The organism is Streptomyces sp. NPDC107528, from assembly GCF_055639295.1.
In genome coordinates this window covers 378657-404714 of the sequence record NZ_JBVKAV010000009.1, presented here as the reverse complement: position 1 = coordinate 404714, position 26058 = coordinate 378657, and the positions used below count along the sequence as shown (strand labels likewise).

Below are 26058 nucleotides of genomic sequence, written 5' to 3'. Positions count from 1 at the left end.
GCTTTCCGTGCGGCTCGTGAGCGGTGCGTAAGGGGGCCGTCGCCCCAAGTGAGGCACCCTCGTAGTTGAGTATGTTCACTACTGAAACACTGTCACCATGACTTTCCGGCCAGTCTCCTGGCATATTCACAGCCGGTGTTGGCCGAAACACGGCGGGCACACGTCAACCCCGCTGCATGACCGGGCATTACCTCGGGAGTAATCGAGCTTTCCGGCGGGCGCGGGCATCGTTGCCGTACCGGGTCACCGCGAGCGGGATCCGGCTTCCCACCAGTGACGACCTCGTTGGAGGCTGATCGCCCATGTCCGCGTCCGTACCCGTGACCACCGACCGCTACGAGATCGCCGTCGCCCGCTACTTCGAGGCCTGGAACACCCGCGAGCCCGACGCACTGGCCCGGGCGGTCGCCGTCGCCTGGTCCCCGCAGGGCGGCTACACCGACCCGCTCGCGGACGTCCGGGGCCACGAGGGGATCGTGGCCGTCGTCGCGGCGGCGCGCGCACGGTTCCCCGGCTTCGTCTTCCGGCAGACCGGCTCCGTGGACGGCCACCACGACACGGCGCGCTTCTCCTGGGAGCTGGTGAGCGAGGTCGACGGGGCGGCGCCGGTCGCCGGGTCCGATGTGATCACCCTGGACATCGAGGGACGGATCCTGTCCGTCCTCGGGTTCTTGGACCGGGTGCCGGCCGGGGCGTGAGCTCCGCGATGAGTTCGAGCGCTCGTGGTGGTCTCTTCAGTACGTGACCACCACGAGCGGAGGAACCACCATGACCACTACCGCCAGGCTGGACGAGGAGTTCACGGCCGTCCTGCGCAAGAGTCCGAGTGAGGGCGGCTGGACCTATCTCGTCTGGCCGAGGAGCGTCGAGTTCTTCGGCACCCGCGGGCTCGTCAAGGTCCGCGGCACGATCGACGGGCAGCCCTTCCGCAGTTCGTTCATGGCCATGGGCGACGGCACGCACAAGCTGCCCGTGAAGGCCGACATTCGCAAGGTCATCGGCAAGGCGGAGGGCGACACCGTGACCGTGCACCTTGAGGAGCGGATCAGCTCCTAGCCGCCCCCCTCCCGGTAACGCCGGGGCGCGACGCCCACGGCCCGCTTGAAGGCGTTGCTGAAGGCACTTTCGGAGGTGTAGCCCACGGAACGGGCGAGTGCCGCGACCGACGCCGTGTCCTGCCTGAGGGCGCGGGCGGCCAGGCTCATGCGCCAGTTCAGCAGATACGTCAGCGGCGGCACCCCGGCCGCCTTCTTGAACCGTACGGCGAAGGTGGTCCGGGACATCGCGGCCGCCCGGGCGAGGTCCTCCAGCCGCCAGGGGTAGCCCGGATCGCCGTGCATCAGTCGCAGCACCGGGGCGAGCCGTTCGTCGGCCAGGGCGCGCAGCCAGCACAGCACCCCCTGCCCTCCGGCTTCGGCGCCGCGTCCACCGCCGAGGAGGTGATCAAAGGGGTCGACCTGACCAGCAAGGTGGCCATCGTCACCGGCGGCTACTCCGGCATCGGGGTGGAGACGGCCCGGGTGCTGCGCTCCGCCGGCGCCGAGGTCGTCGTACCGGCGCGGGACCTGGAGCGGGCACGGGCCGCGGTGCAGGACGTGCCGGGGGCCGAGGTCGAGTACCTCGACCTGCTGGACCCGGCGTCGATCGACGCGTTCGCGGAGAAGTTCCTGGCCTCCGGGCGTCCGCTGCACATCCTGGTCAACAGCGCCGGGATCATGGCGACCCCGCTGACCCGGGACGCGCGCGGATACGAGGCACAGTTCGCCGCCAACCACCTGGGCCACTTCCAGCTGGTCGCCCGGCTGTGGCCCGCGCTGGTCGCGGCCGACGGGGCGCGGGTCGTGGCCGTGTCCTCACGAGGCATCCGCTTCGGCAACGTCGACTTCGACGACCTGCACTTCGAGCACCGGCCCTCCGAGCCGTTCGCCGCCTACGGCCAGTCCAAGACGGCCAACGCGCTCTTCGCCGTGGAACTGGACCGGCGCGGGCGGGACCAGGGCGTGCGGGCCTTCGCCGTGCACCCGGGCACGATCATCGAGACCGGCCTCGCCAAGCACGTCTCCGCGGAGGTGGTCCGGGCGGCCGGCGTCCTCGACGAGCACGGGCGCCCGGTACGGGACCCCTCCCGCCAGCTGAAGACGGTTGAGCAGGGAGCCGCCACCAGCGTCTGGTGCGCCACCAGCCCGCAACTGACCGGACTGGGCGGGGTCTACTGCGAGAACTGCGACGTCAGCCCCCTGGTGACCGAGGCCGACGAGGCCGAGTGGCGCGCCGGAGCGGAGACACCCGGTGTGCTGTCCTACGCCGTGGACCCAGAGGCGGCGGCCCGCCTCTGGGAGGTCAGCGAACGCCTTTCGGCTTGAGGATCAGCCTTACGGCTTGAGGATCGCCTCGATGCGGGCCAGCTCGTCGGCGTCGAAGTCCAGATTGCGGGTGGCCGCGACGCTGTCCTCGATCTGCTGCGCGCTGCTCGCACCGACCAGCGCGGACGTCACCCGGCCGCCGCGCAGAACCCAGGCCAGGGCCAGCTGGGCCAGGGTCTGGCTGCGGGACTTGGCGATCTCGTCGAGTGCGCGGAGCTTGCCCAGCAGCTCGTCGGTGATCGCGTCGGCGTTCAGGAACGGGCTGCCGCTCGCGGCCCGCGAGTCCTGCGGAATGCCGTCGAGGTAGCGGGAGGTCAGCTGGCCCTGCGCCAGCGGGGAGAAGACGATCGACCCGACCTGGAGCTCGTCGAGGGCGTCGAGGAGCCCCTCCTCCTCGGGGCGGCGGTTGAGCATCGAGTAGGCCGGCTGGTGGATGAGCAGCGGTGTGCCCAGCTCGCCCAGGATGCGGGCGGCCTCTCGGGTCTGCTCCGCCGAGTAGTTGGAGACGCCGACGTACAGCGCCTTGCCCTGCTGCACCGCCGAGTGCAGGGCGCCCATCGTCTCCTCCAGCGGAGTGTCGGGGTCGGGGCGGTGCGAGTAGAAGATGTCGACGTAGTCCAGGCCCATCCGCTTCAGGCTCTGGTCGAGCGACGACAGCATGTACTTGCGCGAGCCCCACTCGCCGTACGGGCCGGGCCACATCAGATAGCCGGCCTTGGTGGAGATGATCAGCTCGTCCCGGTACGGCGCGAAGTCCGCCTTCAGCGCCTCGCCGAACGCCCACTCGGCGGCGCCGGGCGGCGGTCCGTAGTTGTTGGCCAGGTCGAAGTGGGTGACACCGAGGTCGAAGGCCCGGCGCAGGATGGCCCGCTGGTGCTCGACCGAGCGGTCCGCCGGGCCGAAGTTGTGCCACAGGCCGAGGGACAGCGCGGGAAGCTTGAGTCCGCTGCGGCCGGTGCGCCGGTAGGGCATGTCCGCGTAGCGGTCGGTGTGTGCGGTGTACAACGCGACTCCAGAGGGGTTGGCACAGGGAGGACGGCTCCGGGGAACCGGTGTTCCAGTCGCCGTCCACTCTGTCGTGACCTGCTGGCAGTGGTCCAACAGGTAAATCAGATGGGATTCAGCGGCTACGCTGCTCAATCATGGAACTGCGCCATCTCCAGCATTTCGTGGCGGTCGCCGAGGACCAGCACTTCACCCGGGCGGCCGAGCGCCTCCTGGTGTCCCAGTCGGGCCTGTCGGCCTCGATCCGCGCCCTGGAACGGGAGTTGCAGACCCCGCTGTTCGTGCGGACGACCCGCCGGGTGACGCTCACCCCTGCCGGCCGGGCACTGCTGTGCGAGGCGGAACGGATCCTCGCCCAGGTCCGGGCCGCCCATGAGGCGGTGGCGGCGGTGCAGGGCGTGCTGCGCGGGATGCTGGCGCTCGGGTCCGAGCAGTGCATCGCCGGGGTGCATGTGGCAGGGCTGCTGGCAGCCTTCCGGCGGGCGCATCCGGACGTGGAGATCTGCCTGCGCCAGGCGGGCTCGGGCGCTCTCGCGGAGGAGGTCGGGGCCGGACGCCTCGATCTGGCCTTCGCCGTCCGGACCGCACAGGAGGACACCGACCAGCTGCGGGTCGTACCGCTGACCGGCGAGCCGATGACCGTCCTGTGCCATCCGAGCCACCGGCTCGCGACCGCCGGCGCCGCCGTCACTCCGGAGGAGCTGGGCGGCGAGGTCTTCGTCGACTTCCACCCGGACTGGGGGCCGCGCCGCACCACCGACGCCGTCTTCGCAGCCGCGGGCGTGCGCCGGACCGTCGCCCTGGAGGTCAATGACGTGCACAGCCTGCTCGACCTGGTGGACGAGGACCTCGGCATCGCCGTCGTGCCGCGCCACTTCCGGGACAAGCGGCGCTCACTGACGGCGCTGCCCGTGAAGGGCACCGGCGAGACCGTCTACGAGACGGTCGCCCTGTTGCCGCCCGCGCAGGCCACCAGCCCCGCGGCCCGGGCCCTCATGGCGCTGCTGGAAACAGAGGGCGCATGACGGACGGGTGCGCGATGGTGGAGCCATGCATGCGAAGGACATCCTCATCGACGGGTACGACCGCATCCAGGAAGAAGTCCATGCCGCCGTCGAGGGCCTCGACCCCGACGGCCTGCACGCCCGCCCGTCCCCCGACGCCAACACCGTCGCCTGGCTGATCTGGCATCTCACCCGGGTCCAGGACGACCACATCGCCGACGCCTTCGGCCTCGACCAGGTGTGGCTGACCCAGGACTTCCAGAAGACCTTCGGGCTCGACCTGCCGCGTCACGACACCGGCTACGGCCACACCTCGGCGAAGGTCGCCAAGGTACGGGTCGACTCCGGTGACCTGCTGACCGGCTACTACGACGCCGTGCACGCCCAGACCCTGGGGGCGCTGCGGGAGGTGGCCGCCAAGGATCTGGAGCGCATCGTGGACGAACGCTGGGATCCGCCGGTCACCCTGGGCGCGCGCTTGGTCAGCGTCCTGTCCGACGATCTCCAGCACGTCGGACAGGCCGCCTACGTCCGCGGGCTGGTGTCCTAGACCGCGAACCGCTTCACAGCGCGGCCGCGTAGCCCGGCAGCACGACGTCCTCGATGAGGGCCTTGCGCTCGTCGAACGGGATGAACGCGCTCTTCAGAGCGTTCACGGTGACCGTGCGCAGGTCCTCGACCGTCCACCCGGCCTGCTCGACCAGCAGGGACATCTCGCGCGTCATCGTCGTACCGGACACCAGACGGTTGTCGGTGTTGAGGGTGACGCGGAAGCCGAGGTCCTTCAGCGCGGTGATCGGGTGCTCGGCTATGGATGTGGCGGCGCCGGTCTGGAGGTTGGAGGTCGGGCACATCTCCAGCGCGATACGGCGGTCGCGCACCCAGCCGGCGAGGCGGCCGAGCTTGCCGTCCACGATGTCGTCGGTGATGCGCACGCCGTGCCCGATGCGCTGGGCCCCGCAGACCTGGAGGGCCTGGTGGATGCTGGACAGGCCGTCGGCCTCACCGGCGTGGATGGTGAAGGGCACGCTCTCGCGGCGCAGGTGATCGAAGGCGTCGACGTGGTCGGCGGCGGGGAAGCCCGCCTCGGCGCCGGCGATGTCGAAGCCGACGACACCGGCGTCCCGGAAGGCGACGGCCAGGTCGGCCGCCTCGCGCACCCGGTCGAACATCCGCATCCCGCACAGCAGGGTGCCGACGCGCACCGGAGTGCCGGCGGCCGCGGCCTTGGCCATGCCCGCGGCGAGGCCCTCCTGGACGGTCTCGACGACCTCGGCGAGGGTCAGCCCGCCATTGGTGTTGAGCTCGGGGGCGTAGCGCACCTCGCCGTAGACGACGCCGTCCGCGGCCAGGTCGAGGACGTACTCCTCGGCGGTGCGCAGCAGCCCTTCGCGGGACTGCATCACGGCGAGGGTGTGCTCGAAGGTGGCGATGTAGCGGACCAGATCGCCGGAGTTCGCGGCCTCGAAGTACCAGGCGGCGAGCTCGTCCGGGTCGGTGGTCGGCAGGGTGTGGCCGACCGACTCCGCGAGCTCCACCACGGTGGCGGGGCGCAGGCCGCCGTCGAGGTGGTCGTGCAGTACGGCCTTGGGGAGGTGACGGATGACGTCGGTGTCTACGCGCGTAGCGGTCATGGCGGAGTCTTTCCTTGAGCGGGCGGTTCGAAGCGGCGGGCGGAGGCCGCCGGCCAGGAGGCGGATCAGCCGGAGAGGGATCGGCCAGGAGGTGGATCAGCCGGAGAGGGATCGGCCGGGAGGTGGATCAGCCGGCGGGCTGGAGCAGGTCCCAGCGGTTGCCGTAGAGGTCCTGGAAGACGGCGACCGAGCCGTAGGACTCGTGCCGGGGCTCCTCCAGGAAGGTCACGCCCGCGGCGAGCATGCGGGCATGGTCGCGGGCGAAGTCGTCGGTGTGCAGGAAGAACCCGACGCGCCCGCCTGTCTGGTCGCCGACCCGGGCCCGCTGCTCGTCACCCTTGGCGCGGGCCAGCAGCAGTGCGGTGCCCTGATCGCCCGCCGCCACGACCACCCAGCGCGAGCCGTTGGGGCGCGGGGCGTCCTCGACCAGCCGGAACCCGAGGGCGTCGGTGTAGAAGCGGATCGCCTCGTCGTAGTCGTCGACGACGAGGGTGACCAGGGCGATGTGTCTCATCGGGGCCTTCCTGGAGGTGCGATTGACGGGAGAGGTTATACGTAAAACGTCGTCCGCGCCAGTCCCGACCTTGACCGGCGCCGGTCCCGACCGGGACCGCAGTCCTACGCCCGCCGCCCGAGGTGCGGCAGGCGGTCGGCGGCTAGCGTTCCGGGAATGACGATCACGGAGGGGGCGCGCAGCCCCGAGCGCCGCAAGCAGGACGTTCTGGAGCGGCTGGATCGGGAGACGGACATCTGGGTGGCGTCGGCGGACGGTGACGGGGTGCCGTGTCTGGTCGCCCTGTGGTTCGTCTGGGACGGCGAGGCGCTCTGGATGGCCACCCGCCCCGGCAACCCCACCGGGCGCAACCTCCGCACCGGCCGTCGGACCCGCCTCGCCTTCGGGGACACCCGGGACGTCGTGCTCATCGACGGCGAGGTGGAGGTCCACGACATCGACGCGGTGCCGGCCGCGGCCGCCGAGGCGTTCCGCGCGAAAACGGGCTGGGATCCGCGGAACGACTCCGCGACGTATGCCTATTACCGAGTGCGGCCGTGCGCGGTGCAGGCGTGGCACGAGCAGCATGAACTGCCGCAGCGGCATCTCATGCGAAACGGAATGTGGCTTGTCTGAACAAGTTTCGCGCGTACGTCCCTACGCCATCCATTTCCCGCACAAGTGTTACCTGGGAGTAACTCCTGATGGTTTGATGTGCGGCGCCACGCAACCCCCTTCAACCACAGGGAGATCCAGTGACGCTCTCCGCACACCGCCGCGCACAGGGCTCGGTCGTGCTCGCGCTCTCGCTCGCCGGTGCCGGTCTTGCCTGCTCGGCGCCCGCCGCGTCGGCCGCCGAGCAGGCGCCGCCGCTCAAGGTGCTGTCGTACAACGTCTTCCTCTTCAGCAAGACCCTGTACCCGAACTGGGGCCAGGACCACCGGGCCGCCGAGATCGCCAAGGCGCCGTTCGTGCAGGGCAACGACGTCGTGGTGTTCCAGGAGATGTTCGACAACTCCTCCTCGGACGCGCTGAAGAGCTCCCTCGCCGGCCGCTACCCGTACCAGACGCCGGTGGTCGGGCGCAGCAAGAGCGGCTGGGACGCGACCGGTGGCGCGTACTCGGCGACCACGCCCGAGGACGGCGGGGTCGCGATTCTGAGCAAGTGGCCGGTGCTGCGCAAGGAGCAGTACGTGTACAAGGACGCGTGCGGGTCGGACTGGTGGTCCAACAAGGGCTTCGCGTACGTGGTGCTGAACGTGAACGGCACCAGGGTGCACGTCGTGGGCACGCACGCGCAGTCGACCGACCCGGGCTGCGACGCCGGTGAGGCAGCGGCGATGCGCAGCCGGCAGTTCAAGGCGATCGACGCCTTCCTCGACGCCAAGAGCATCCCCGCGAGCGAGCAGGTTCTGGTCGCCGGCGACATGAACGTCGACTCGCACACGTCCGAGTACGGCTCGATGCTCGCCGACGGCGGGCTGGTCGGGGCCGACGCGCGGACCGGGCACCCGTACTCCTTCGACACGGCGGAGAACTCCATAGCCCGCGACCGCTACCCCGACGACCCGCGCGAGGACCTGGACCACGTCCTGCACCGCGCGGGTCACGCCCGTCCCACTGTCTGGAAAAACGACGTGGTCAAGGAGCAGAGCGCGCCCTGGACCGTGTCGAGCTGGGGCACCGACTACACGTACACGAACCTGTCCGACCACTATCCGGTGACCGGGTTCGCCGGCTGAGCAATGCCGTGCAGGCTCCGGCTCAACCGGCCTGCTGTCGCGCCGTGTTGAGCCGGGCCAGGTCGTCGTCGGTGAGGCGAAGGGCTCCCGCGGCCACGTTCTCGGCGAGATGGTCGGGGTTGCCGGTGCCGGGGATTGCGAGGACGTGCGGGCCCTGGTGCAGGGTCCAGGCGATACGCACCTGGGCGGGGCTTGCCCCATGCGCCTGCGCCACGGCGAGCACTTCGTCGTCGTGGGCGCCGGTCGCGCCCCGCTCCCCGGTGTCGCCCGCGACGGCGTAGAACGGCACGAAGGCGACGCCCTGCTCGCCGCACAGGCGCAGGAGTTCGTCGGCCTCGGGGTCCGGCCGGTCGAGCGCGTACCGGTTCTGCACACTGACCACGGGCGCGATGGCCTGCGCCTCGGCGAGGTGCCGTGGCTCCACGGCGGAGACGCCGAGGTGCCTGATCAGGCCCGCCTCGCGCAGTTCGGCCAGCGCGCCGAAGTGCTCGGCGATGGACTCCTGCCCCATGCGGCGCAGGTACACGACGTCCAGGTGGTCGCGGCCGAGCTGGCGCAGGTTCTCCTCGACGTGGCCGCGCAGCTGGTCGGGGCGGGCCGAGGTGCCCCACTCCCCCGTGCAGTCCCGGAACGGTCCGACCTTGGTCGCGATGACCAGGTCGTCGGGGTACGGCGCCAGCGCGGTGTTGATGAGTTCGTTGGCCGAGCGCAGGGCGGAGAAGTAGAAGGCCGCCGTGTCGATGTGGTCGACGCCCAGCTCGACCGCCTTGCGCAGTACGGCGGTCGAGCGCTGCCGGGCGCTGGGCGTCCCGTGGTGGAAGGCGGCGCTGCCCGTCAGCCGCATCGCGCCGAAGCCGACGCGGCTCACGGACAGGTCGCCGAGTTTCCAGGTGCCCGCGGCGCGCGCGGTGATCGTCTCCGAGGTCATCGGCGGAGTGTCGCACACGCCTCGGGCGCCGGAGCGTCAGCAGTAGAGGTTGCCGCCCGGTGTGACGCCGAGGATCGAGGTGAACCGGTTGTAGGCGTCGACTCGGCTCTGGACCTGCGCCGGGTTCTTGCCGTCGCACTCCAGGGAGCCGTTGATGCTGCGGATCGTCTGGCCGAAGCCGGCCTGGTTCACCATGGCGTTGTGGGGGGTCATGGTGCCGGGGCCGGACTGGGTGTTCCAGTACCACAGGCCGGTCTTCCAGGCGACGGCCGACTCGTTCTGCACCCGCCAGGGGTTGTTCAGCAGGTCGATGCCGAGCGCGTCACCGGCGGCCTTGTAGTTGAAGTTCCAGCTGAGCTGGATGGGACCGCGGCCGTAGTAGGCGTCCTGGCCCGCGGGACAGCCGTACGGCTGGCTCCGGTCGCAGTAGTGGGGGTAGTTGGCGGTGTTCTGCTCCACGACGTGGACGAGGCCGCCGGTCTCGTGGTTGACGTTGGCGAGGAACGCGGCGGCCTCCTGCTTCTTCACCGTGTCGCTGCCGGTGTTGGCGAAGCCCGGGTAGGCACTGAGCGCGGCGGTCAGGCCGCTGTACGTGTAGAACGAATTCCGGTTCGGGAACATCTGGTTGAACTGCGACTCACTCACGACGAACCCGGCGGCGGACGCGCTCGGGGCCGGCTGGAACAGCAGCGCGGCGCTGCCCAGGGCGAGTGAGGACAGCAGTGCGGCTATGCGGCGCCTCGACACAGGATCAACTCCTTTGCGGAGCACGGCCGCACCCGGACAAGGGCCCGGGCGAAGCAGAGCCTTGAGCGCACGCGCCGACGGGGTCGGCCACGGCGTGGGGGCGGCCGTGGTGGGGGGTGTGGAGACACACTCAATCGCTTTGGTATGTACCAGTCAAGGGTGTAGACCAAATAAGGTGTAGACCAATCAACCGGGGTAGGGGCCAAGGGAGTCCGGGCGGCCAGGAGCGGGAGGCGGACGCAGGATCACCGCGCCGCTCGGCCCGCGTACGCCCTGACGTCGGCGTCCGGGTCGTCCACCGCCGTGGCCAGTGCCGTACGGGCGTCGGCGTGTGCGGCGTGCCGCAGCAGGCTGAGAACCGCGGCCTTGCGCACATCGGCGTCGGTGTCGCGCAGCAGTTCGGCGAGGGCGGGTACACCGTCTTCCGGCGCCGCCCCGCCGAGGGCCTTCGCGGCGCCCGCGCGGACCTGCCAGGCCGGGTCGGTGAGCGCCGCTGTCACGGCGGCGAGGAGTCCGTCCGGGATGCCGAGGACGCCCAGGGACTCAAGGGCAGCGGCACGGACAAGGGCGTCGGGGTCCTGGAGCAGGCCGTGCAGGGCGGACGGCGTACCTTGCCGCGCACGCGCGATGTGCGCGGCCACGGCGGCGAACCCACGCGCCACGGCGACCCGTACCTCACGCGCGGGGTCGCCGGCCGCCTCCGACAGGGCATCGACCGCGTCCACTGAGACCAGGGCGCGTACTGCGGCCAGGCGCACCTCGGTGTCCGGGTCGGCCAGGTGCCCCGCGAACAGGGCCGCGTCACCCAGGCGCAGGGCGCGCAGCACGTCCAGGGCCGCCGCGCGGGCCGTCGGATCCGCCGCGGTGAGCGCGGACACCAGCGGAGCCCGCAACTCCGGCTCCGCCATGAGGACTTCGGCCAGCTCGCGCAGCGACGAGGCGGCCGCGGCGCGCACCTGTCCGTCGCTGTCGGTCAGCGCGGAACCCAGCGCGGGGCCCGTTCCGGGTGGGGCCGTCTCCGTCAGCGCCTTCACGGCGGCGAGGCGTACGGCCGCGTCCGGGTCCTTCAGGTAGGGCTCCAGCGCCGGGAGATCGGGTTCCTCCTCCGAGAGCGCGACGAGTTCGAGGATCCGTTCCCGGTTGGACTCCGAGGCTCCGTGCGTCGGGCCGTCGGACGGCGCGACAGCGCCCGGTCGAATGATGGCCGCTGCCGGCGCCACCTCCCGGCGTCCCGCCGTCGCCGTGGGGAGCGGGTCCACCTCGCCCAGGTGACGGGAGGCACCGCCGGTGGGGGTGAACTCGTCGACGGGCACGAGGTAGGGGGCGACGGGACGCGCCGTGAACTCCATGGCTCCCGCGAGGCCCTTGCGCAGGTCGAGGTGGTGCAGCCACTGCGTGTCGTCGCGCTGAGGGTGGTCGAGGCGCTCGTGGTAGAGGCCCCAGCGGGACTCGGTGCGGGCGAGGGACGACCGGGCCGCCATCTCCGCGCAGTCACGGATGAACGAGACCTCGGCGCAGCGCATCAGTTCGTGCGGTGTCCGTGCCCCCATCTCGGCGATCTCGTCCCGCATCCGCTCGAAGTGCTCCAGCGCCAGGGAGAGCCGGGCGCCGCTCTTGGGCGGGGCGACGTAGTCGTTGACGAAACGGCGCAGCTTGTACTCGACCTGGGGCTGAGCCGGACCGTCGGGGTTGCGCAGCGGACGGTAGATCAACTCGTGGGCCTCGGCGAGCTGGTCCTGCGGCAACTCGCCCTGGTACGCCGTGTACTGGGCCGCGTCCTCGCCCGCCAGGTCACCGAAGACGAACGCCCCGATCATGTAGTTGTGCGGGACGCAGGCCAGGTCGCCCGCCGCGTACAGGCCGGGGACGGTGGTGCGGGCGTGGTCGTCGACCCGTACACCCGAGGCGGAGTGCCCGCCGCACAGGCCGATCTCGGAGATGTGCATCTCCACGTCGTGGGTGCGGTAGTCGTGGCCGCGCCCGGAGTGGAAGGTGCCGCGGGTGGGGCGCTCGGTGGAGTGCAGGATGGACTCCAGGGCCGAGATCGACTCCTCCGGCAGATGGCTGAGCTTGAGGTAGACCGGCCCACGGTCGGAGGCCACCTCGGCGGCGAACTCGGCCATCATCTGCCCGGACCAGTAGTCGGAGTCGACGAACCGCTGCCCGTGCCGGTTCACCTGGTAGCCGCCGAAGGGGTTGGCGACGTAGGCGCAGGCCGGGCCGTTGTAGTCCTTGATGAGCGGGTTGATCTGAAAGCACTCGATGCCGGTGAGCTCGGCGCCCGCGTGGTACGCCATCGCGTAGCCGTCGCCCGCGTTGGTCGGGTTCTCGTACGTGCCGTACAGATAGCCGCTCGCGGGCAGACCGAGGCGTCCGCAGGCACCGGTCGCGAGGATCACCGCACCCGCCCGCACGACCACGAAGGCACCGGTGCGGGTGTTGAACGCGACGGCGCCGACCGCCCTGCCCTCGGCGGTCAGGACCCGCACCGGCATCAGCCGGTTCTCGATACGGACCTTCTCGCGCACCTCCCGCCTGCGCAGCTGCCGGTAGAGGACCTTCTTGACGTCCTTGCCCTCGGGCATGGGCAGCACGTAAGAGCCCGAGCGGTGCACCTGGCGGACCGCGTACTCCCCGTGCTCGTCCTTCTCGAACTTCACCCCGTACGACTCCAGGCGCTGCACCATCTCGAAACCCCGGGTGGCCGTCTGACGGACTGTCGACTGGTCGACGATGCCGTCGTTGGCGCGGGTGATCTCGGCGACGTAGTCGTCCGGTTCGGCACGGCCGGGGATGACGGCGTTGTTGACGCCGTCCATGCCCATGGCCAGCGCTCCGGAGTGCCGTACGTGCGCCTTCTCCAGCAGCAGCACGGACGCACCGCGTCCGGCGGCGGTGAGCGCGGCCATGGTGCCGGCGGTGCCGCCGCCGATCACCAGGACGTCGCAGCTCAGCTCCTCGGCCGAGTCGAGGGAGGGGATCTCCGTCAGGGTGGCGGTCACGGTCGCGCGGGTCATGACAGGGGTGCCTTTCAGGACGTACGGGGCGCAGCAGAGGGACGCGCGGGAGCCGGGTGCTCGGGACGTGGGGCCGGGCCTACTCGAACGCGGGGGCGAGGTTGCCTCGGGGGTGCGGGGCCGACGGTCACTCGGGACGTGCGGGGACCGAGGGCGCTCGGGACGTGCCGGGCCGGAGGTTGCTCGGAACATGCGGGAGCCGAGGGCGCTCGGGACAGGCCGGAACAGAGGAGACTCAGGACGTGCACCTGCACATCGGCGCCCGCTCAGGACCCGCGTGAGCCGAGGGACTCCAGGATGTCGTGGCGCAGTGCCACCGTCGCGGGGTCGTCGCGGGCGCCCCGGTCGCGAGGGCGGGGTACCGTCCGGACACCGGTGAGGCCGCCCGCGCCGAGCAGGGCGACCCGGTCGCCGAGGAACAGTGCCTCGTCCACGTCGTGGGTGACGAAGACGACGGTGGCGCCGGTCCCGCGCAGCACCTCCACCAGCAACTGCTGCATGCCCGCCCGGGTCTGGGCGTCCAGTGCGCCGAAGGGTTCGTCCATGAGCACGGCCCGCGGCTGCCCGGCGAGCGCGCGGGCGAGCTGCACCCGCTGGCGCTGCCCTCCGGACAGCCGGTGCGGCAACTGCCGCTTCAGGTCGGCCAGGCCGACCCGGTCCAGCCACTCCTCCGCCCTGGCCCTGCGCTCGGCGCGGCCCAGCCCTCTGATGGCCAGCGGCAGTTCGACGTTGGAGCGGGCCGTGCGCCACGGCAGCAGCGCGTCTTCCTGGAAGACGAGCGCCCGGTCAGCGCCGGGGCCCCTGACGGGCCGCCCGTCCTGGGCGACCCGTCCGGCGAGCGCGGGCAACAGCCCGGCCAGCGTCCGCAGCAGGGTCGACTTCCCGCAGCCGGACGGGCCGACGAGCGTCAGGATCTCGCCGGGGGTGGCTTCGAGGTCCACGCCGTGCAGTACGACGGCACCGGGTCGCCCGAGGTCCGCCCCGGTGAGGCTGAGCCGTGCGCCGGCGGCGGGGAGTCCGGCCCGCGAGGCCGTCGAAGCCGTGGAGGGCGTATGGATGGCGGTGTCGCTGGCGGCTGTGTCGGTGGCGGCGGTGTCCGATTGCGTGCTCATGACGTGGCACTCCCTTCGCGTCGCGGCAGCCAGTGCGTGAGGCGGCGTCCCAGGAGCTCCACCACGGTGGAGGTCAGCCAGCCGAGCATGCCGATGCTGACGATCCCGGTGAACACGCCCGGGTAGTCGAGGACGGTGTAGTCCTGCCAGGTGCGGTATCCGATTCCGTACTCGCCGGAGATCATCTCCGCGGAGATCACGCAGATCCACGAGACGCCGATCCCGACCGACAGTCCGCCGAAGATCCCCGGCAGCGCGCCGGGCAGCACCACGGAGGCGAGCACCCGCCACCGTCCGCCGCCCATGGTGAGCACCGCCTCCTCCCACACCGGGGCCAGTGCGCGCACCGCGTGCCGGGTGGCGACCAGGACCGGGAAGAAGGCGGCGGTGAAGGTGATGAAGACGATGCCCTGCTCATTGCTGGGGAAGAGCAGAATCGCCACGGGTACCAGCGCGATCGCCGGGACGGGCCGCAGCACCTCCAGGACCGGTCCGATCAGGTCCGCGGTCCAGCGGGAGCGCCCGACTGCCGCGCCCGCGGCGACGCCGAGGACAGCCGCGAGCAGGAACCCGGTGACGATCCTGCGCAGGCTGTCGCTCACGTCCTGCCAGTACGCGCCGTCGGCGAGTCGCTGCCCGAACTCCCGGGCCACGTCGGTGACGGACGGGAACTGGTCGAAACGCAGCCACAGTTGGACGTCCAGCGTGGTGAGCAGCTGCCACACCGCGAGCGCCGTCAGCAGGGACAGCACGCGTACGACCGGTCGGAACCGGGCCGTGCGCCGAGCGGGGGCCGGCCGCGCCGACACCTCGCTCGCCTTCCCCGGTTTTTCCGGCGGGGCGGTCACCGCGGTCATGACGCCTGCTCCAGTGCGGTGGCGTAGGAGACCGTACGGGCGCCCGGGTGCGCCTGGGTGTACGCGCGGGCGGCGGAGGCGGTGACGAACGGCCGCGGCTCCTTGCCGTCCTGGACCCAGACCGCCCTGTCCGCGTACCAGCGGGTGCCGGTGGTGGCGTCCGGTACATAGGCGGCGCGCACGTCGTCCTTGTGCCCGGCGACGAACTTCAGCAGTGCGGCGGGCGACTCGAAGGGATGGGTGCTGTCCTCGCCCTTGAGCCACACCTCGCTGCGCGAGGGCTCGGGGGCGGCGGCGAGCTGCTCGGCGTACTCCTTGCCGTACACGCGCTTGATCGGGCCGTCGTCGACGAAGGCGTCCACGTCCACGTCGCCGACGAGTTTCGCCGAGCGCAGCACCGACACGTCCTTCTTCAGCGCGGAGACGAGCTGCGGCTTGACGCTCGGATCGAAGGTGGCGATGCCGCCGCTGCCGTTGTAGAGGTAGACGACCTCCGGGGGCAGATCGGTGGCCTCGGCAACCTTCTCGGCGGCCTGGACGGGGTGTTCGTTCAGGTACCGCGTCGCCTCGATCTGCGCGGAGAGGAAAGCGTCGAGCACCGCGGGACGCTGCTCGGCGAAGTCCTCACGGACCGTCACCCCGTGGAAGGTGGGCAGGTTCAGTTCCGCACCGTCGTACAGCGCCTTCGCCTTGCCCTGGAAGGCGAGCAGCCCGGGCCAGGCCACGAACTGCGAGAGGGCGTCGGTGCTGCCGGCCTGGAGTGCCGAAGCGCCCACCGACGGCTGCTGGTTGAGCTTGCGGATGTCCTTCTCCGGATCGAGCCCGGCGCGCCGCAGCGCCCGTACGAGGGTCCCGTCGGCCGCCGAACCGATGCTGGTGGACACGTTCTTGCCCCGCAGGTCCCCCAGCGAGGCGAGCTTCGAGTCCGGCGCCGTGACCACGGTGTTGAGGGCGCCGCGCAGGTTGTAGCCGGTGACCGAGACGAGCCGCGTGGGACGGTTGAGCTGTTTGCCGCGGGCGGCGTTGATCAGCAGCGGGAAGTCGCCCATGGACCCGATGTCGATCTTCCCCGCGGTCATCTGCGCGGTGATGGGCGCGCCCGTGGCGTAGTCCTGCCACCGGACCTTGTAGGAGACGCCGTCCCGTTTGCCCTGGGCGGCGAGTTCGCGTTCGAAGTATCCGAGCGAGCGCAGCAGGGTGCCGGCGGTGACGGTGTTGATGGTCTTGGACTGGTAGCCGACGGTGACGGTGACGTGCTTGTCGTCGCCGGCTGCCGCATTGCCGCCGCAGCCCGTGACGAGTGTGCTGACGAGAGCTGCCGCGAGCAGTGCTGCGGGAGTCGTGCGTTTCATCGGGAGAAGGCCTTTCACCGCAGCAGGTAGGGCATGTTGACCGTGACGGCCCCGGTGGGGCAGCGGGCGGCACAAGGGCCGCAGTACCAGCACTCGTCGACATGCATGTACGCCTTGCCGCTGTCGGGGTTGATCGCCAGGGAGTCCAGCGGACACATGTCGACACAGAGCGTGCAGCCGTCGATGCACTTCGACTCGTCGACGGTCACGGGCACGTCGGCCCGCTGGGGCACCAAGGGCATGGCTGTCTCCAGTGAGGTACTGCGAGGGGTGAAAGAAACGTGTGGCGGATGGCGCGTCGTCAGAGGGAGCGGCGCAGCAGGCCGCTCATCGCGATCCGGTCCCCGCGGAACCGGATGAACTCCAGGTCCACGGGCCTGCCGTCGCACAGGTGGGTGAGGCGCTCCAGCATCAGCACGGCGGTGCCGCGCGGTGCCTCCAGGACGGTGGCGGAGTGCGCGTCGGCGTTGACGGCCTCCAAGGTGATCTCCGCGTGCCCGAGCGGTTGCCCGGTGATCTGCTCCAGCAACCGGAAGACGTCGGTGTTCTCCAGGTCGGCGCCGATCAGCTCACTGCCGATGTCCAGCGGCAGATAGGTGAGGTCGAGGGAGAGCGGCAGCCCGTTCAGCCTGCGCAGCCGCTCGATGTAGAGGACGTCGGTGCCGGTGGGCAGCCGCAGTCGCTCGGCCACGGGTGCGGGCGCTGCGACCGGACCCATGGTGCGTACCTCGTTGCTGACCTGGCCGTGTTCCCGCAGGGTCTCCGCGAGTCCCATCAGCCGGTCGAGGCCGTGCGAGTACTTCTCGGCGACGACGACGGTGCCCACGCCGGGCAGCCGCTCGACGAGCTGCTCGGCGCGCAGCAGGTCCAGTGCGTGCCGGACGGTGTTCCGTGACACCTGGTAGTCGGTGGCGAGCACGTCCTCGTGCGGCAGCACGCCGCTGGGAAATCCTCCGGTCAGCACCAGGTGCCGCAGCAGATCCGCGAGCTGCCGCGCCCGGTCGGCACGCAGCCGCCGGCGGCGGGCTGCGGCGAGCGGCGCGGTGTGCTCGCGGGTTCGTTCTGCTGGCATGCGGTGACCATACCGACGGTTGTTGCTCAGTGGTGTTACCGAATCATTGCGCCACCTGAGTACCTCTCACCAGGGCGCTGACCTGCGGCTTCCTGGGATGCCGGCCCGGTTTCGCCACTACGGCCCCGGCTCGGCCGTCATCTGCGGACCAGTTCTCGACGGCGGCGTTCGAGATACGCGCGCTCGGCGGGGTTCTCCGCCAGTGCGAGGGCGGACTCGTACTCTCGCACGGCCTCCGTGTGGCGGCCCAGGCGGCGCAGCAGGTCCGCGCGGACGGCGTGCAGGACGTGGTAGCCGTCGAGATCCAGCGCGTCCACGAGGTCGAGGGCCGGAGCCGGGCCGTCGACCTCGGCCACGGCGACGGCCCGGTTAAGCGCCACGACGGGGCTGGGAGCGATGGCCAGCAGGTGGTCGTAGAGCTGCCGGATCTGGTACCAGTCCGTGGCCTGCGAGGTCGGCGCGTCGCTGTGCACCGCCTGGATCGCGGCCTGGATCTGGTACGGCCCCGGCCTGCCCAGGCGCAGACACCGGCGGACCAGCGACTGTCCCTCGGCGGTCAGTTCACGGTCCCAGCGGCCACGCTCCTGTTCCGGCAGCGGTACGAGCTCCCCGCGTTCGTCCTGCCGGGCGGGCCGGCGGGACTCGACGAGGAGCATCAGCGCGAGCAGTCCCGTCACCTCGGGCTCGTCCGGCATGAGTTCGGCCAGCAGACGACCGAGGCGAACGGCTTCCTCGCACAGGCCCGCGTCACCCTCGTACCCCTGGTTGAAGACCAGGTAGACGACGGCCAACACCCCCGCGAGCCGGTCCGGCAGGTCGGCGTCGCGGGGCACGCGGTACGGGATGCCGGCGTTGCGGATCTTCGCCTTGGCCCGCACCAGGCGCTGGGCCATCGTCGGCTCCGGCACCAGGAAGGCGCGCGCGATCTGCGCGGTACTGAGCCCGCCCAGCAGACGCAGGGTGAGGGCGACTTGCGCCTGGACGGCGAGGGCGGGGTGGCAGCAGGTGAAGATGAGCCGGAGCCGGTCGTCGCGCACGGGGCCCTCCTCGGGAGGTGCGTCGGCGGTGTGCAACAGGGCGGCCTGGGCGTGACGTTCGGTCCTGGTGGCCTCGCGGCGCAGCCGGTCGACGGCGCGGTTGCGGGCGGTGGTGATGATCCAGCCGGCGGGGCTCGGCGGCACTCCGGTCTCCGGCCAGCGCCGCAGTGCGGTGGCGAAGGCGTCCTGGACCGCTTCCTCGGCGAGGTCGATGTCGCCGAGGAAGCGGACGAGTACGGCGACAGCGCGGCCGTACTCCGCGCGGAAGACTGCTTCGACGTCCGCGGCCGTCATCAGTCCTCGGCTTCGCCCATGAACGGCCGCACCTCGATCGGCAGTGTGGTCGCCAGCGCCAGCCTGCGGCCCCATTCCAGGGCCCCGTCCAGATCGGGCGCCTTGATGAGGCTGATGCCGCCGAGCATCTCCTTGCCCTCGGCGTACGGTCCGTCGGTGACCAGGACGTCGCCGTCGCGGGGCCGCAGCACGGTGGACGACTCCGGGCCGTACAGTCCCCCGGCGAACACCCAGGCGCCGGCCTCGCGCAGCTCGCGGTTGAGCGTGTCGAGGTTCTTCTCGATCTCGCCGAGGGCGTCCGGGGCGGGCGGCTCTCCGACGGGCTGCATCACATTGAGCAGGTAGTACTTCATGACGGTCTCCTCGGACGACATGGTGGTCTCCCGGTCTCCCGGTCTCCCGGTCTCTCACCTCCTACACGAACGGCACCCGCCCGGATCGACACCCCGCACGCCGAGACCGGCCAGAAGTTTCCGGAGAGCCACTCCGCTTACATCGCCATGAACCCTTCGAGCCCTACACATAAAGAAGAAATAAGCGCAGAATGGCATGAGGCGGCGCTTACCGCACACCGCACCAGACGCGGTCAGGCCTGCGATTCAAAGGAGACGAGTCATGGCCAACGTCTCGCCCACCAGAGGTGACATAACAGCCCACCCCGATGTACCCGAAATGCGGGACCGCTACGACCGCATGCTCGGCGGTCGCGATGTGGCGCTCGTGGACGGACCGGTGTTCCTGCTCGGTCTGTACTGCGCGGCATCCCCCTGGATACTCCACTACACGACGAGCCAGCCGGCACTCGTGACCCACAACCTGATCATGGGTATCGCGATCGGCCTGCTGGCCCTCGGATTCACCCGGGCCCCGGAACGCATGTACGGCCTCAGCTGGGCCTTCTGCGCGATGGGTGTCTGGATGATCATCGCGCCGTGGGTCGTCGGGGAGAGCCCGGACGCGGGTGTCATCGTGAACAACATCATCATCGGCGCGCTGGCCGTGATCCTGGGGTTGGTGTGCGCCGGCACAGCGGCGAAGAGCACCTCGAGGCCGTAGCGGCACACCGCGAGCACGACACGTAGGCCGTCCGCTCCCGCGGCCGGCCTTCGCGCGTCCGTCTTCGGGCAACGCCGCTCAACCGGTCGGCATCAACCACGGTTCCTGGGGCAGGACATGGCCGGTCTCCAGGAGCGACTTGAGGTTGGACAGCACCGCCGGCCAGCCGGACGACACGTCGGCACGCGCGCCCTCGTCCGGCAGGTCCTCGTGGGTCACGGTGAGACGGACGATCTCGCCATGCTGCTGGATGTCGAAGGTGACCCGGGAGTACTTGTCGTCCTGCCCCTCCTCGTCGGGCGCCACCCAGGTGGTGACAAGGCGGCCGGGTCGCTCGCTCTCCACCACGGTGCCCACCACGTCGGCGACGCCCGACCCGTCCGTACGGACGTGTTCCCAACGGGAACCGGCCCGCCAGTCCGAGACATTGCTGTGACCCCAGTAGGCGGCCGTCAGGTCGGCGTCGGTGAGGGCGTCCCAGACCTTTTCGGCGGTGCTCTCGATGTAGGTGACGTACACGTACGCGGGCTTGTCGGTCATGGCTTCCTCGGCTCGTCGTTTCACGGCCCCGAGCACGCGCAGGCGCGGGCTCTCGAACTTGTCGATCCACCGCTCCTGGATCTCGTGGAGCGGGACCGGATTGAGGTAGTGCAGCTTTTCCCGCCCCCGCCGCACCGTGCTGACCAGGTTCGCGGCCTCCAGGACGGCCAGATGCTGGGTCACGGACTGGCGCGCCATGTCGATCCGCTCGCACAGCTCGCCCAGCGTCTGCCCGTTCTCCTCGTGCAGCCGGTCCAGGAGCCGCCTGCGGGTTCCGTCGCTCAGCGCCTTGAAGACCTGGTCCATCTCGGAGTCATCCTCTGATCGCACACTCAACGTTATGCAGGTAATTACCTGCATGTCAATCGAGGCAGGCGGGACACGTTGCGCGTTTCGACCGATAGACGCCGAATGCCTGTTACAGGACATATGGGATCCCTTGACGAAGGATCCGTAGCTTCGAAGGCGTCGGTACGAACGAACCCCACCGAAGGACGATTCACTGATGCGTGCTCCCCGCACCCTGCGCACCGCCCTCATCGCCACCGGCGTCACCGCCGCGCTGGGGGTCTCGGCCGCGGGCGCCCTCGCCGTCGACGCACCCTCCACCCCGACCGCCAGGACCGTCACCCAGCAACCCAAAGCCAAGCGCGTGTACGTGAAGACGGTGAAGCTCGCGGACAAGGTCAGCCGAGCAAAGATCTACAAGACCGGCAAGAACCGTTACGAGGCGGAGCTCTGGGCCAAGGGCTCCCGGTACGGCGCCCTCTACACCCAGGGCAGGCCCGCCTACGCCCAGAACAACGGGCTGCACATCACCCTCCACCCGAACGGCAAGGTCACGTCCTGGGTCCAGCAGGCCAAGCCGAAGCCCAAGCCGGTCACCAAGCGCGTCCTGGTCGCCACGCCGACGCTGGCGGACGGCAGCACGAAGGCGAAGCTCTACAAGCTGACGGACAACCACTACGAGGCCGACCTCTACGCCGGCACCATCCACCTCGAAACCCTCGTCGCCAACGGCCACGCCGCGCAGGGCCAGAACAACGGCCTGCACGTCTCTCTGCAGCCGGACGGCGAGTTGAGGTCCTGGCTGGACGACCACTGACCTGGACGAGCAAAAAACGCCTCGCCAACCGTCCCGGCACCCGGGCACCCTGCCCGCATGGACCATGCGGAAGTACTGCTCATCGGCGGGAGGGCCGGCGTCGGCAAGACGACCGTCGGCTGGGAGGTGTCGGCTCGGCTGCGGGCGGCGCAGGTCGCGCATGCGGTGATCGACGGTGACTTCATGGGGGCTCTCCATCCGGCGCCGCCGGGCGACCCGCACCGTGCCGGCATCACGGCGCGGAACCTGGCTGCCGTGTGGGGGAACTACGCCGCCCTCGGACACCGGCGCCTCGTCTACACGAACACCGTGAGCGTGCTCGACGAGGCAGCGGCCATGTTCCGGCGGGCCATGGGTGACGGCGTACGGCTCGTACGGGTCCTGCTCACCGCCACCGACGAGACCGCCGAACAGCGGCTGGCCGGGCGGGAGCTGGGCTCCGAGCTGGAGCACGAGACGAGGAACAGTGCACGCAAGGCACGGCTGCTCGAGGAGCGGGCGCCCGCGGGTGTCGTGCGCGTGGTGACGGACGGCCGCTCGGTGATCGACATCGCCGCGGAGGTGGTGACCGTCACCGGCTGGGCCGACGTGGAGGCTGGAGGGGCGTCGGCCACCGGTTGAACCGGAAGGGACTGTCCCTCCCCTCAGGGGGAACTCAACCTGTGCGGGGACAGGAGGAAGAGGGGCGAAATGGAGATCTCGGGCATCATCAGTGCCATCGTGATCGGCATCATCATCGGTGTGCTCGGACGGCTCATGGTTCCGGGTCGTCAGCGCATCGGAGTCCTGTGGACAATCCTCGTCGGCATCGTGGCCGCGCTGATCGGTTCGGCCATCGCGGCCGGCCTCGACGTGGGCGACACCGACGGCGTCGACTGGGTCGAATGGCTCATCCAGATCGGCCTCGCCGCGCTCGGCGTAGCGGCACTGGACCGGACGAAGGCGCGCCGCTGACGCCGTACCCGAGGACACGCAGGGGCGGCGTGACGTTCAACTGAATCCCGCGACGGCCCGCAGGGGCGGCGAGGCCGTCGCGGCGAGCCGCGCCGCTACGGCGTGTACACGTACGGCGTCGTGGTGGTCAGCGGCTCGAAGCCCAGCCGTTCCAGGATGGGACGGCTCGTGCTCATGGCGTCGACCTGGAGGTACCGGTAGCCGCGGTCCGCGGCGGCGCGGGCGCGATGGGCGACGAGTGCGCGATAGAGACCGCGACCCCGCCAGCCCTCGACGGTCCCGCCGCCCCACAGCCCGGCGAACCGGGTCCCCGGCACGAGTTCCATCCGCGCGGCGCTCACCGGAGTGTCACCGGCCAGCGCGACTACGGCCACCACCGTGTCGGGGGCGGCCGTGAGCCGGCCGAGCAGTTGGTGCCGGAGCCCGGAGCCGTCGGTATTGAAGGCCTTCTCGTGCACCTCGGCCACCAGGTCGACGCCCGCCCGGTCGGTCACGGGCAGGACCCGGATGCCTTCCGGCGGCTCGGCGTCCAGGGTCAGATCGGCGACCTCGCCGATCATCAACGTCTCCTCGGGCCGGGACGTGAAGCCGGCGTCCCGGAGGCGTTGTCCGAGGTCCGCCGGGAGGTCATGGCCGTAGAGCTTCCACTCGAACTCCCGCCCGAGCCCGGAGAAGTGGGCGATCTGTTCCGCGATCGCCTCGTCGACGCTCGCGTCGCCCAGGCCGGACCACACGATGCCGTTCCAGCCGTGTGCGGACGACACCTGGCGCACGACCCCGCCCACCCGCTCGACCAGTGCGTCGGGGCCGTCCGGCCGTGCGCCTTCACGCATGTCCCGGTCGAAGAGGGCGAGTACCGCGGCATGATCCATGGGTTGACCCCATCACCGGGCAGCTGCCGGGGCAACACCTTTGTTACCGTGCCCGTTCCTCCCCACCGTCCGGCCCCGCGTCGGCGAAGCTGGGGGTGCGTAGGGAAACGCAGGTAAGCCGCGCCGCGAGGAGGCCCGCACACCATGGCCGTGAAGAACGCCGAACTGCCGTATCTGCGCCGCTGCGTCGCGCTCGCGACCGAGGCTCTCGAGGCCGGGGACGAGCCGTTCGGCTCGGTGCTGGTGGGGGCGGACGGCACGGTGCTCGCCGAGGACCACAACCGAGTGGGCTCGGGCGACCGCACCCGGCACCCCGAGTTCGAGCTGGCACGCTGGTCCGCCGCCCATATGACGCCCGAGGACCGGGCGGCCGCGACGGTGTACACATCGGGCGAGCACTGCCCGATGTGCGCGGCCGCGCACGCCTGGGTCGGTTTGGGACGCATCGTGTACGTCGCCTCGTCCGAGCAACTGACCGGATGGCTGGCCGAGTTGGGCGTGCCCGCCTCGCCGGTCCGACCGCTTCCGATCCGCGAGGTCGCGCCGGGCGTGGCCGTCGAGGGCCCGGTGCGCGAGCTGACGGAGGACATCCGCGCACTGCACATCCGCTTCCACGGGCCTCGGGGCTGAGCCCCGCGACCGGGCTGAGCGCGGACCGCCGAGGCGCCGCTGCCGGCTCGGCGCTTGATGACCGCCCACGTCACGCCGACCGCGGTCCCCACGATCTTCGACAGGACCGTTCCGGCCGCCCTCGCGCCCGTGTGGGCCGTCATCCCTCCGGACGGCGTCGACACCGCGCTGACCGGCACATACCCAGACGTCGTCTCGGAGTCTCGACACTCCCACCCCCCGCGAGCCGACGATCACCCGCCTCGACACCGACCCGATGCCGCCGGACCACGGAGGCCGCGGGGACGGTACTGCCGGCGTCCCGCGCTCGCTAGCCGAGTTCCAGCGTGGTGACGCCGAAGACGCGCTCCTGCGCGTAGGGCCGTACCGGGCCGGTGTACATGCGGGCGGTTTCGAAGGAGGGCGTGAAGCCTGCCTCCGCGGCGAGAGCGACGCCCGCCGCGTTGGTCTCGGGCACGTCGACGGCGACCTCGCGGCCGGCCGCGTCGGCGGTCAGGGCGGCGAAAAGGGCCCGCGCGTCCTCGGGAGTATCGGCGAAGAGCGGGCCGATGCGCGGGCAGTCGTGGCCGGGGCGGATCACGCCGTAGCCGGTGACGCGGCCACCGGTGCGGCGGACGACGGCGTGATGTCCCGGGCCGGTGAGCCAGTGCGCGAGGAAGCGGGGGCGGTCGGCGGGGGTGCAGGCGCTGTCGTACGCGGTGATCTCCGCCAGGTCCTCGGGCCGTACGGCGCGGACGTCGGCGGGGACCTCCACGGCGGGAGCCGTTCCGCTGAAGCGGAAGGTGCGGTGGGCGAGCTCGAAGCCGGAGCGGCGGTAGTTGTCCTGCTGGTCGACGACGCCGTCCAGGCCCACCGTGCGGTTCTCCGCGTGCGCCAGCGCGGTCTTCCAGGTGGTGAGGCCGTGGCCCTGGCCGCGGACGTCGGGGCGGACCAGGTACCAGCCCAGGAAGCTGTAGTCGGCTCCGTAATTCACGACGGAGATCGCCGAGACGGGCTCGCCGTCGATCCGGCCGATGAAGAAGCCCTCGGGGTCCTGCGCGAAGAACGCCTCGCTGTCCGCGTGCCCCGGGTTCCAGCCCTCGTCGACGGCCCATCCGCGGACGACCGGCCAGTCGGCGGGGCCGGCCTGCGTGATCACGAGGTCCTGGGGGGCCGGGGACGTCATGGGTGTGCTCCGTTCCGTGCGGGTTCGTGGGATGCGGGCGGGGTGATCGCCCGCGCCCCCAGCATCCTCGCGGATCCTCGGGGAGCACGTCACGGCATGATCAAGCCGTTGCCTCGCGAAGGGGGCCGTCCGAACCGATGTACGCATGACGAAGGCCCCACCGCCCGTCGGTGGGGCCTTTCCTGCCGCGCGCGAGGCGCGGGTCAGCTCACCGCCTGCGGGCGGAAGCGCCGGTACAGCACGGCTCCGCCCACTACGAGGAGCGTGCCGCCCGCCGCTGCCGCCGCGAGGGCCTGGTCCGCGCCCGTCTGGGCGAGGGCGCCCTCGGGCTCCCCCTGCGGGACGGGTGCGGGCGGGGCCGGCCGGGGCTGGTGCGCCCGGGGCGGGGCCGGCTTCGGCGCCGGCTTCGTGGTGTCGGAAGGGCGGTCGCCGGGACCGTTCACCGACTCGTTGTCGATCGCGGCATTGCCGACCCCGACCACGTTCACGCTGTTCCCGCTGACGTTCACCGGGAGGTGAACCGGGAGCTCCACGACGTTGCCGGACGCGATGCCCGGCGAATCCTTTCCGCGGCCTTGGGCCGAAGCCCCGCTGTGCGACGCCGCACGCTTCTTGCCACCACCGTCATCATTGACGCAGGTGTTGCCGACGGCCGGATTGAGCAGCCCCACCACGTTCACGGTGTTCCCGCACACGTTCACCGGCACATGCACCGGCAGCTGAACGGTGTTGCCGGAGAGGAGCCCCGGCGAGTCGGCCGCGGCACCATCCGCCGCGGAGTCGGCATACGCCGGGAACGTCACAGCCATCGCGCCCGAGGCGGCGACGGCGATCACACCGTATCGGGTAACCCGTCTCATAGGTTCCCTGCCTTCCAGACATGGTCGCGGGCACTCACCCGCACCGGATAAAACGCAGGCGAACCATCCGAGTTATGGCTAATCGGCCATTCACCCCATCGAGCGTCAGGGTTGTCGAACTAGCGGTAAAAACTTCCACCGGCAACGAAAGGTGCACAGAGTACGCCCGCACGGGCGGTCCCGCACGTCCGGAGGCGTGCATTCCGGGGCCCGCCTATC

The 26058-nt window shown here is 70.9% G+C and carries 29 protein-coding genes and 1 pseudogene; 12 read left to right on the top strand and 18 right to left on the bottom strand.

The window, feature by feature from the left end; translation table 11 throughout:
- Positions 1-302: 302 nt before the first annotated feature.
- Both ACZ7L5_RS29010 and ACZ7L5_RS29005 read left to right on the top strand, forming a co-directional pair.
- Complete coding sequence (locus ACZ7L5_RS29010) at positions 303-698, top strand: nuclear transport factor 2 family protein (protein ID WP_471520072.1); 396 nt, start codon at positions 303-305, stop codon at positions 696-698.
- A 70-nt stretch (positions 699-768) separates the two neighbouring features.
- Positions 769-1056 (top strand): DUF1905 domain-containing protein, encoded by a 288-nt coding sequence (locus tag ACZ7L5_RS29005; protein WP_471520070.1) that lies wholly within the window; start codon positions 769-771, stop codon positions 1054-1056.
- Here the strand turns inward: ACZ7L5_RS29005 and ACZ7L5_RS29000 are convergent.
- Positions 1053-1388 (bottom strand): annotated as a pseudogene (locus ACZ7L5_RS29000) (helix-turn-helix transcriptional regulator); the annotation flags it as partial. The gene ACZ7L5_RS29005 and the pseudogene ACZ7L5_RS29000 overlap by 4 nt on opposite strands.
- On the opposite strand from ACZ7L5_RS29000, the gene ACZ7L5_RS28995 reads away from it, so the two are divergent.
- Positions 1335-2363: an oxidoreductase gene (locus tag ACZ7L5_RS28995; RefSeq protein WP_471520068.1), complete on the top strand. Its 1029-nt coding sequence runs from the start codon at positions 1335-1337 to the stop codon at positions 2361-2363. The pseudogene ACZ7L5_RS29000 and the gene ACZ7L5_RS28995 sit on opposite strands and share 54 nt — an antisense overlap.
- 9 nt (positions 2364-2372) lie before the next feature.
- Here ACZ7L5_RS28995 and mgrA read toward each other — a convergent pair whose 3' ends face one another.
- Entirely contained in the window at positions 2373-3368 is a 996-nt protein-coding gene (gene mgrA / locus ACZ7L5_RS28990) for an L-glyceraldehyde 3-phosphate reductase (RefSeq protein WP_471520066.1), read from the bottom strand.
- 137 nt (positions 3369-3505) lie between these two features.
- Here mgrA and ACZ7L5_RS28985 point away from each other — a divergent pair, with 137 nt between their 5' ends.
- Together ACZ7L5_RS28985 and ACZ7L5_RS28980 are read left to right on the top strand one after the other, a co-directional pair.
- Positions 3506-4393 (top strand): LysR family transcriptional regulator, encoded by an 888-nt coding sequence (locus tag ACZ7L5_RS28985; RefSeq protein ID WP_471520064.1) that lies wholly within the window; start codon positions 3506-3508, stop codon positions 4391-4393.
- A gap of 25 nt (positions 4394-4418) precedes the next feature.
- A complete protein-coding gene (locus ACZ7L5_RS28980) occupies positions 4419-4922 on the top strand; it encodes a mycothiol transferase (RefSeq protein WP_471520062.1) in 504 nt (167 codons plus the stop codon).
- Positions 4923-4935: 13 nt separating this feature from the next.
- On the opposite strand, the gene ACZ7L5_RS28975 is transcribed toward ACZ7L5_RS28980, so the two are convergent.
- Both ACZ7L5_RS28975 and ACZ7L5_RS28970 read right to left on the bottom strand, forming a co-directional pair.
- The gene (locus tag ACZ7L5_RS28975) at positions 4936-6006 is read right to left on the bottom strand and encodes an adenosine deaminase (RefSeq protein WP_328883776.1); all 1071 of its coding nucleotides are present in this window, start codon (positions 6004-6006) and stop codon (positions 4936-4938) included.
- Positions 6007-6133: 127 nt separating this feature from the next.
- Positions 6134-6520, bottom strand: a complete 387-nt coding sequence (locus ACZ7L5_RS28970; protein WP_471024833.1) for a VOC family protein — start codon at positions 6518-6520, stop codon at positions 6134-6136.
- A gap of 156 nt (positions 6521-6676) precedes the next feature.
- Between ACZ7L5_RS28970 and ACZ7L5_RS28965 the strand changes: the two genes are divergently transcribed.
- Both ACZ7L5_RS28965 and sph read left to right on the top strand, forming a co-directional pair.
- On the top strand, positions 6677-7135 hold the full coding sequence (locus tag ACZ7L5_RS28965) for a pyridoxamine 5'-phosphate oxidase family protein (protein WP_471520060.1): 459 nt from the start codon (positions 6677-6679) through the stop codon (positions 7133-7135).
- A 119-nt stretch (positions 7136-7254) separates the two neighbouring features.
- Entirely contained in the window at positions 7255-8241 is a 987-nt protein-coding gene (sph, locus tag ACZ7L5_RS28960; protein ID WP_471520058.1) for a sphingomyelin phosphodiesterase, read from the top strand.
- A gap of 22 nt (positions 8242-8263) precedes the next feature.
- Here sph and ACZ7L5_RS28955 read toward each other — a convergent pair whose 3' ends face one another.
- The 10 genes from ACZ7L5_RS28955 to ACZ7L5_RS28910 form a co-directional block, all read right to left on the bottom strand.
- A complete protein-coding gene (locus ACZ7L5_RS28955) occupies positions 8264-9169 on the bottom strand; it encodes an aldo/keto reductase (protein ID WP_471520057.1) in 906 nt (301 codons plus the stop codon).
- 36 nt (positions 9170-9205) lie between these two features.
- Positions 9206-9916 (bottom strand): chitinase, encoded by a 711-nt coding sequence (locus tag ACZ7L5_RS28950; protein ID WP_471520055.1) that lies wholly within the window; start codon positions 9914-9916, stop codon positions 9206-9208.
- A gap of 245 nt (positions 9917-10161) precedes the next feature.
- Positions 10162-12933: a fumarate reductase/succinate dehydrogenase flavoprotein subunit gene (locus ACZ7L5_RS28945; protein ID WP_471520053.1), complete on the bottom strand. Its 2772-nt coding sequence runs from the start codon at positions 12931-12933 to the stop codon at positions 10162-10164.
- 266 nt (positions 12934-13199) lie between these two features.
- Positions 13200-14045, bottom strand: a complete 846-nt coding sequence (locus ACZ7L5_RS28940) for an ABC transporter ATP-binding protein (RefSeq protein WP_471520051.1) — start codon at positions 14043-14045, stop codon at positions 13200-13202.
- Positions 14042-14902, bottom strand: a complete 861-nt coding sequence (locus tag ACZ7L5_RS28935) for an ABC transporter permease (RefSeq protein ID WP_471520049.1) — start codon at positions 14900-14902, stop codon at positions 14042-14044. Before ACZ7L5_RS28935 ends, ACZ7L5_RS28940 begins: the two co-directional genes overlap by 4 nt.
- Positions 14899-16254 carry an ABC transporter substrate-binding protein gene (locus ACZ7L5_RS28930; protein ID WP_471520047.1) on the bottom strand — a complete coding sequence of 452 codons (1356 nt, stop codon included), beginning with the start codon at positions 16252-16254 and terminating at the stop codon, positions 14899-14901. The genes ACZ7L5_RS28935 and ACZ7L5_RS28930 overlap by 4 nt, the downstream gene beginning before the upstream one ends.
- A 14-nt stretch (positions 16255-16268) precedes the next feature.
- Positions 16269-16496 (bottom strand): 4Fe-4S dicluster domain-containing protein, encoded by a 228-nt coding sequence (locus ACZ7L5_RS28925; RefSeq protein WP_031480193.1) that lies wholly within the window; start codon positions 16494-16496, stop codon positions 16269-16271.
- 59 nt (positions 16497-16555) lie between these two features.
- A complete protein-coding gene (locus ACZ7L5_RS28920) occupies positions 16556-17326 on the bottom strand; it encodes a GntR family transcriptional regulator (protein ID WP_328883766.1) in 771 nt (256 codons plus the stop codon).
- Between the two features lie 137 nt (positions 17327-17463).
- Positions 17464-18657: an RNA polymerase sigma factor gene (locus ACZ7L5_RS28915; RefSeq protein ID WP_471520045.1), complete on the bottom strand. Its 1194-nt coding sequence runs from the start codon at positions 18655-18657 to the stop codon at positions 17464-17466.
- Positions 18657-19010: a YciI family protein gene (locus tag ACZ7L5_RS28910; protein WP_471520209.1), complete on the bottom strand. Its 354-nt coding sequence runs from the start codon at positions 19008-19010 to the stop codon at positions 18657-18659. The genes ACZ7L5_RS28915 and ACZ7L5_RS28910 overlap by 1 nt, the downstream gene beginning before the upstream one ends.
- Before the next feature lie 262 nt (positions 19011-19272).
- On the opposite strand from ACZ7L5_RS28910, the gene ACZ7L5_RS28905 reads away from it, so the two are divergent.
- Positions 19273-19713: an SPW repeat protein gene (locus ACZ7L5_RS28905; RefSeq protein WP_328883763.1), complete on the top strand. Its 441-nt coding sequence runs from the start codon at positions 19273-19275 to the stop codon at positions 19711-19713.
- Between the two features lie 78 nt (positions 19714-19791).
- Here the strand turns inward: ACZ7L5_RS28905 and ACZ7L5_RS28900 are convergent, their stop codons facing one another.
- A complete protein-coding gene (locus ACZ7L5_RS28900) occupies positions 19792-20559 on the bottom strand; it encodes an ArsR/SmtB family transcription factor (protein WP_471520043.1) in 768 nt (255 codons plus the stop codon).
- A 199-nt stretch (positions 20560-20758) separates the two neighbouring features.
- Between ACZ7L5_RS28900 and ACZ7L5_RS28895 the strand changes: the two genes are divergently transcribed.
- The 3 genes from ACZ7L5_RS28895 (at position 20759) to ACZ7L5_RS28885 (ending at position 22312) form a co-directional block, all read left to right on the top strand.
- Positions 20759-21358, top strand: a complete 600-nt coding sequence (locus ACZ7L5_RS28895) for a hypothetical protein (protein ID WP_471520041.1) — start codon at positions 20759-20761, stop codon at positions 21356-21358.
- A 57-nt stretch (positions 21359-21415) separates the two neighbouring features.
- Positions 21416-21979, top strand: coding sequence for an AAA family ATPase (locus ACZ7L5_RS28890; protein ID WP_471520039.1), 564 nt, complete (start codon positions 21416-21418; stop codon positions 21977-21979).
- Positions 21980-22048: 69 nt separating this feature from the next.
- Positions 22049-22312, top strand: a complete 264-nt coding sequence (locus ACZ7L5_RS28885) for a GlsB/YeaQ/YmgE family stress response membrane protein (protein WP_471520037.1) — start codon at positions 22049-22051, stop codon at positions 22310-22312.
- A gap of 95 nt (positions 22313-22407) precedes the next feature.
- Here ACZ7L5_RS28885 and ACZ7L5_RS28880 read toward each other — a convergent pair whose 3' ends face one another.
- The gene (locus ACZ7L5_RS28880) at positions 22408-23184 is read right to left on the bottom strand and encodes a GNAT family N-acetyltransferase (RefSeq protein WP_471520035.1); all 777 of its coding nucleotides are present in this window, start codon (positions 23182-23184) and stop codon (positions 22408-22410) included.
- Between the two features lie 144 nt (positions 23185-23328).
- Here ACZ7L5_RS28880 and ACZ7L5_RS28875 point away from each other — a divergent pair, with 144 nt between their 5' ends.
- Entirely contained in the window at positions 23329-23814 is a 486-nt protein-coding gene (locus ACZ7L5_RS28875) for a nucleoside deaminase (RefSeq protein ID WP_471520033.1), read from the top strand.
- Positions 23815-24124: 310 nt separating this feature from the next.
- Here ACZ7L5_RS28875 and ACZ7L5_RS28870 read toward each other — a convergent pair whose 3' ends face one another.
- Both ACZ7L5_RS28870 and ACZ7L5_RS28865 read right to left on the bottom strand, forming a co-directional pair.
- Entirely contained in the window at positions 24125-24979 is an 855-nt protein-coding gene (locus ACZ7L5_RS28870; RefSeq protein ID WP_471520031.1) for a GNAT family N-acetyltransferase, read from the bottom strand.
- Between the two features lie 203 nt (positions 24980-25182).
- A complete protein-coding gene (locus ACZ7L5_RS28865) occupies positions 25183-25839 on the bottom strand; it encodes a chaplin (protein WP_471520029.1) in 657 nt (218 codons plus the stop codon).
- Positions 25840-26058 lie beyond the last annotated feature (219 nt).

Bases quoted from the DNA above. Each gene is read 5' to 3' on its own strand.
- ACZ7L5_RS29010 (WP_471520072.1), top strand. From the start codon at position 303: ATGTCCGCGTCCGTACCCGTGACCACCGACCGCTACGAGATCGCCGTC.
- ACZ7L5_RS29005 (WP_471520070.1), top strand. From the start codon at position 769: ATGACCACTACCGCCAGGCTGGACGAGGAGTTCACGGCCGTCCTGCGC.
- ACZ7L5_RS28985 (WP_471520064.1), top strand. From the start codon at position 3,506: ATGGAACTGCGCCATCTCCAGCATTTCGTGGCGGTCGCCGAGGACCAG.
- ACZ7L5_RS28980 (WP_471520062.1), top strand. From the start codon at position 4,419: ATGCATGCGAAGGACATCCTCATCGACGGGTACGACCGCATCCAGGAA.
- ACZ7L5_RS28975 (WP_328883776.1), bottom strand. From the start codon at position 6,006: ATGACCGCTACGCGCGTAGACACCGACGTCATCCGTCACCTCCCCAAG.
- ACZ7L5_RS28970 (WP_471024833.1), bottom strand. From the start codon at position 6,520: ATGAGACACATCGCCCTGGTCACCCTCGTCGTCGACGACTACGACGAG.
- ACZ7L5_RS28965 (WP_471520060.1), top strand. From the start codon at position 6,677: ATGACGATCACGGAGGGGGCGCGCAGCCCCGAGCGCCGCAAGCAGGAC.
- ACZ7L5_RS28955 (WP_471520057.1), bottom strand. From the start codon at position 9,169: ATGACCTCGGAGACGATCACCGCGCGCGCCGCGGGCACCTGGAAACTC.
- ACZ7L5_RS28945 (WP_471520053.1), bottom strand. From the start codon at position 12,933: ATGACCCGCGCGACCGTGACCGCCACCCTGACGGAGATCCCCTCCCTC.
- ACZ7L5_RS28940 (WP_471520051.1), bottom strand. From the start codon at position 14,045: ATGAGCACGCAATCGGACACCGCCGCCACCGACACAGCCGCCAGCGAC.
- ACZ7L5_RS28935 (WP_471520049.1), bottom strand. From the start codon at position 14,902: ATGACCGCGGTGACCGCCCCGCCGGAAAAACCGGGGAAGGCGAGCGAG.
- ACZ7L5_RS28930 (WP_471520047.1), bottom strand. From the start codon at position 16,254: ATGAAACGCACGACTCCCGCAGCACTGCTCGCGGCAGCTCTCGTCAGC.
- ACZ7L5_RS28925 (WP_031480193.1), bottom strand. From the start codon at position 16,496: ATGCCCTTGGTGCCCCAGCGGGCCGACGTGCCCGTGACCGTCGACGAG.
- ACZ7L5_RS28920 (WP_328883766.1), bottom strand. From the start codon at position 17,326: ATGCCAGCAGAACGAACCCGCGAGCACACCGCGCCGCTCGCCGCAGCC.
- ACZ7L5_RS28915 (WP_471520045.1), bottom strand. From the start codon at position 18,657: ATGACGGCCGCGGACGTCGAAGCAGTCTTCCGCGCGGAGTACGGCCGC.
- ACZ7L5_RS28910 (WP_471520209.1), bottom strand. From the start codon at position 19,010: ATGAAGTACTACCTGCTCAATGTGATGCAGCCCGTCGGAGAGCCGCCC.
- ACZ7L5_RS28905 (WP_328883763.1), top strand. From the start codon at position 19,273: ATGGCCAACGTCTCGCCCACCAGAGGTGACATAACAGCCCACCCCGAT.
- ACZ7L5_RS28900 (WP_471520043.1), bottom strand. From the start codon at position 20,559: ATGGACCAGGTCTTCAAGGCGCTGAGCGACGGAACCCGCAGGCGGCTC.
- ACZ7L5_RS28895 (WP_471520041.1), top strand. From the start codon at position 20,759: ATGCGTGCTCCCCGCACCCTGCGCACCGCCCTCATCGCCACCGGCGTC.
- ACZ7L5_RS28890 (WP_471520039.1), top strand. From the start codon at position 21,416: ATGGACCATGCGGAAGTACTGCTCATCGGCGGGAGGGCCGGCGTCGGC.
- ACZ7L5_RS28885 (WP_471520037.1), top strand. From the start codon at position 22,049: ATGGAGATCTCGGGCATCATCAGTGCCATCGTGATCGGCATCATCATC.
- ACZ7L5_RS28880 (WP_471520035.1), bottom strand. From the start codon at position 23,184: ATGGATCATGCCGCGGTACTCGCCCTCTTCGACCGGGACATGCGTGAA.
- ACZ7L5_RS28875 (WP_471520033.1), top strand. From the start codon at position 23,329: ATGGCCGTGAAGAACGCCGAACTGCCGTATCTGCGCCGCTGCGTCGCG.
- ACZ7L5_RS28870 (WP_471520031.1), bottom strand. From the start codon at position 24,979: ATGACGTCCCCGGCCCCCCAGGACCTCGTGATCACGCAGGCCGGCCCC.
- ACZ7L5_RS28865 (WP_471520029.1), bottom strand. From the start codon at position 25,839: ATGAGACGGGTTACCCGATACGGTGTGATCGCCGTCGCCGCCTCGGGC.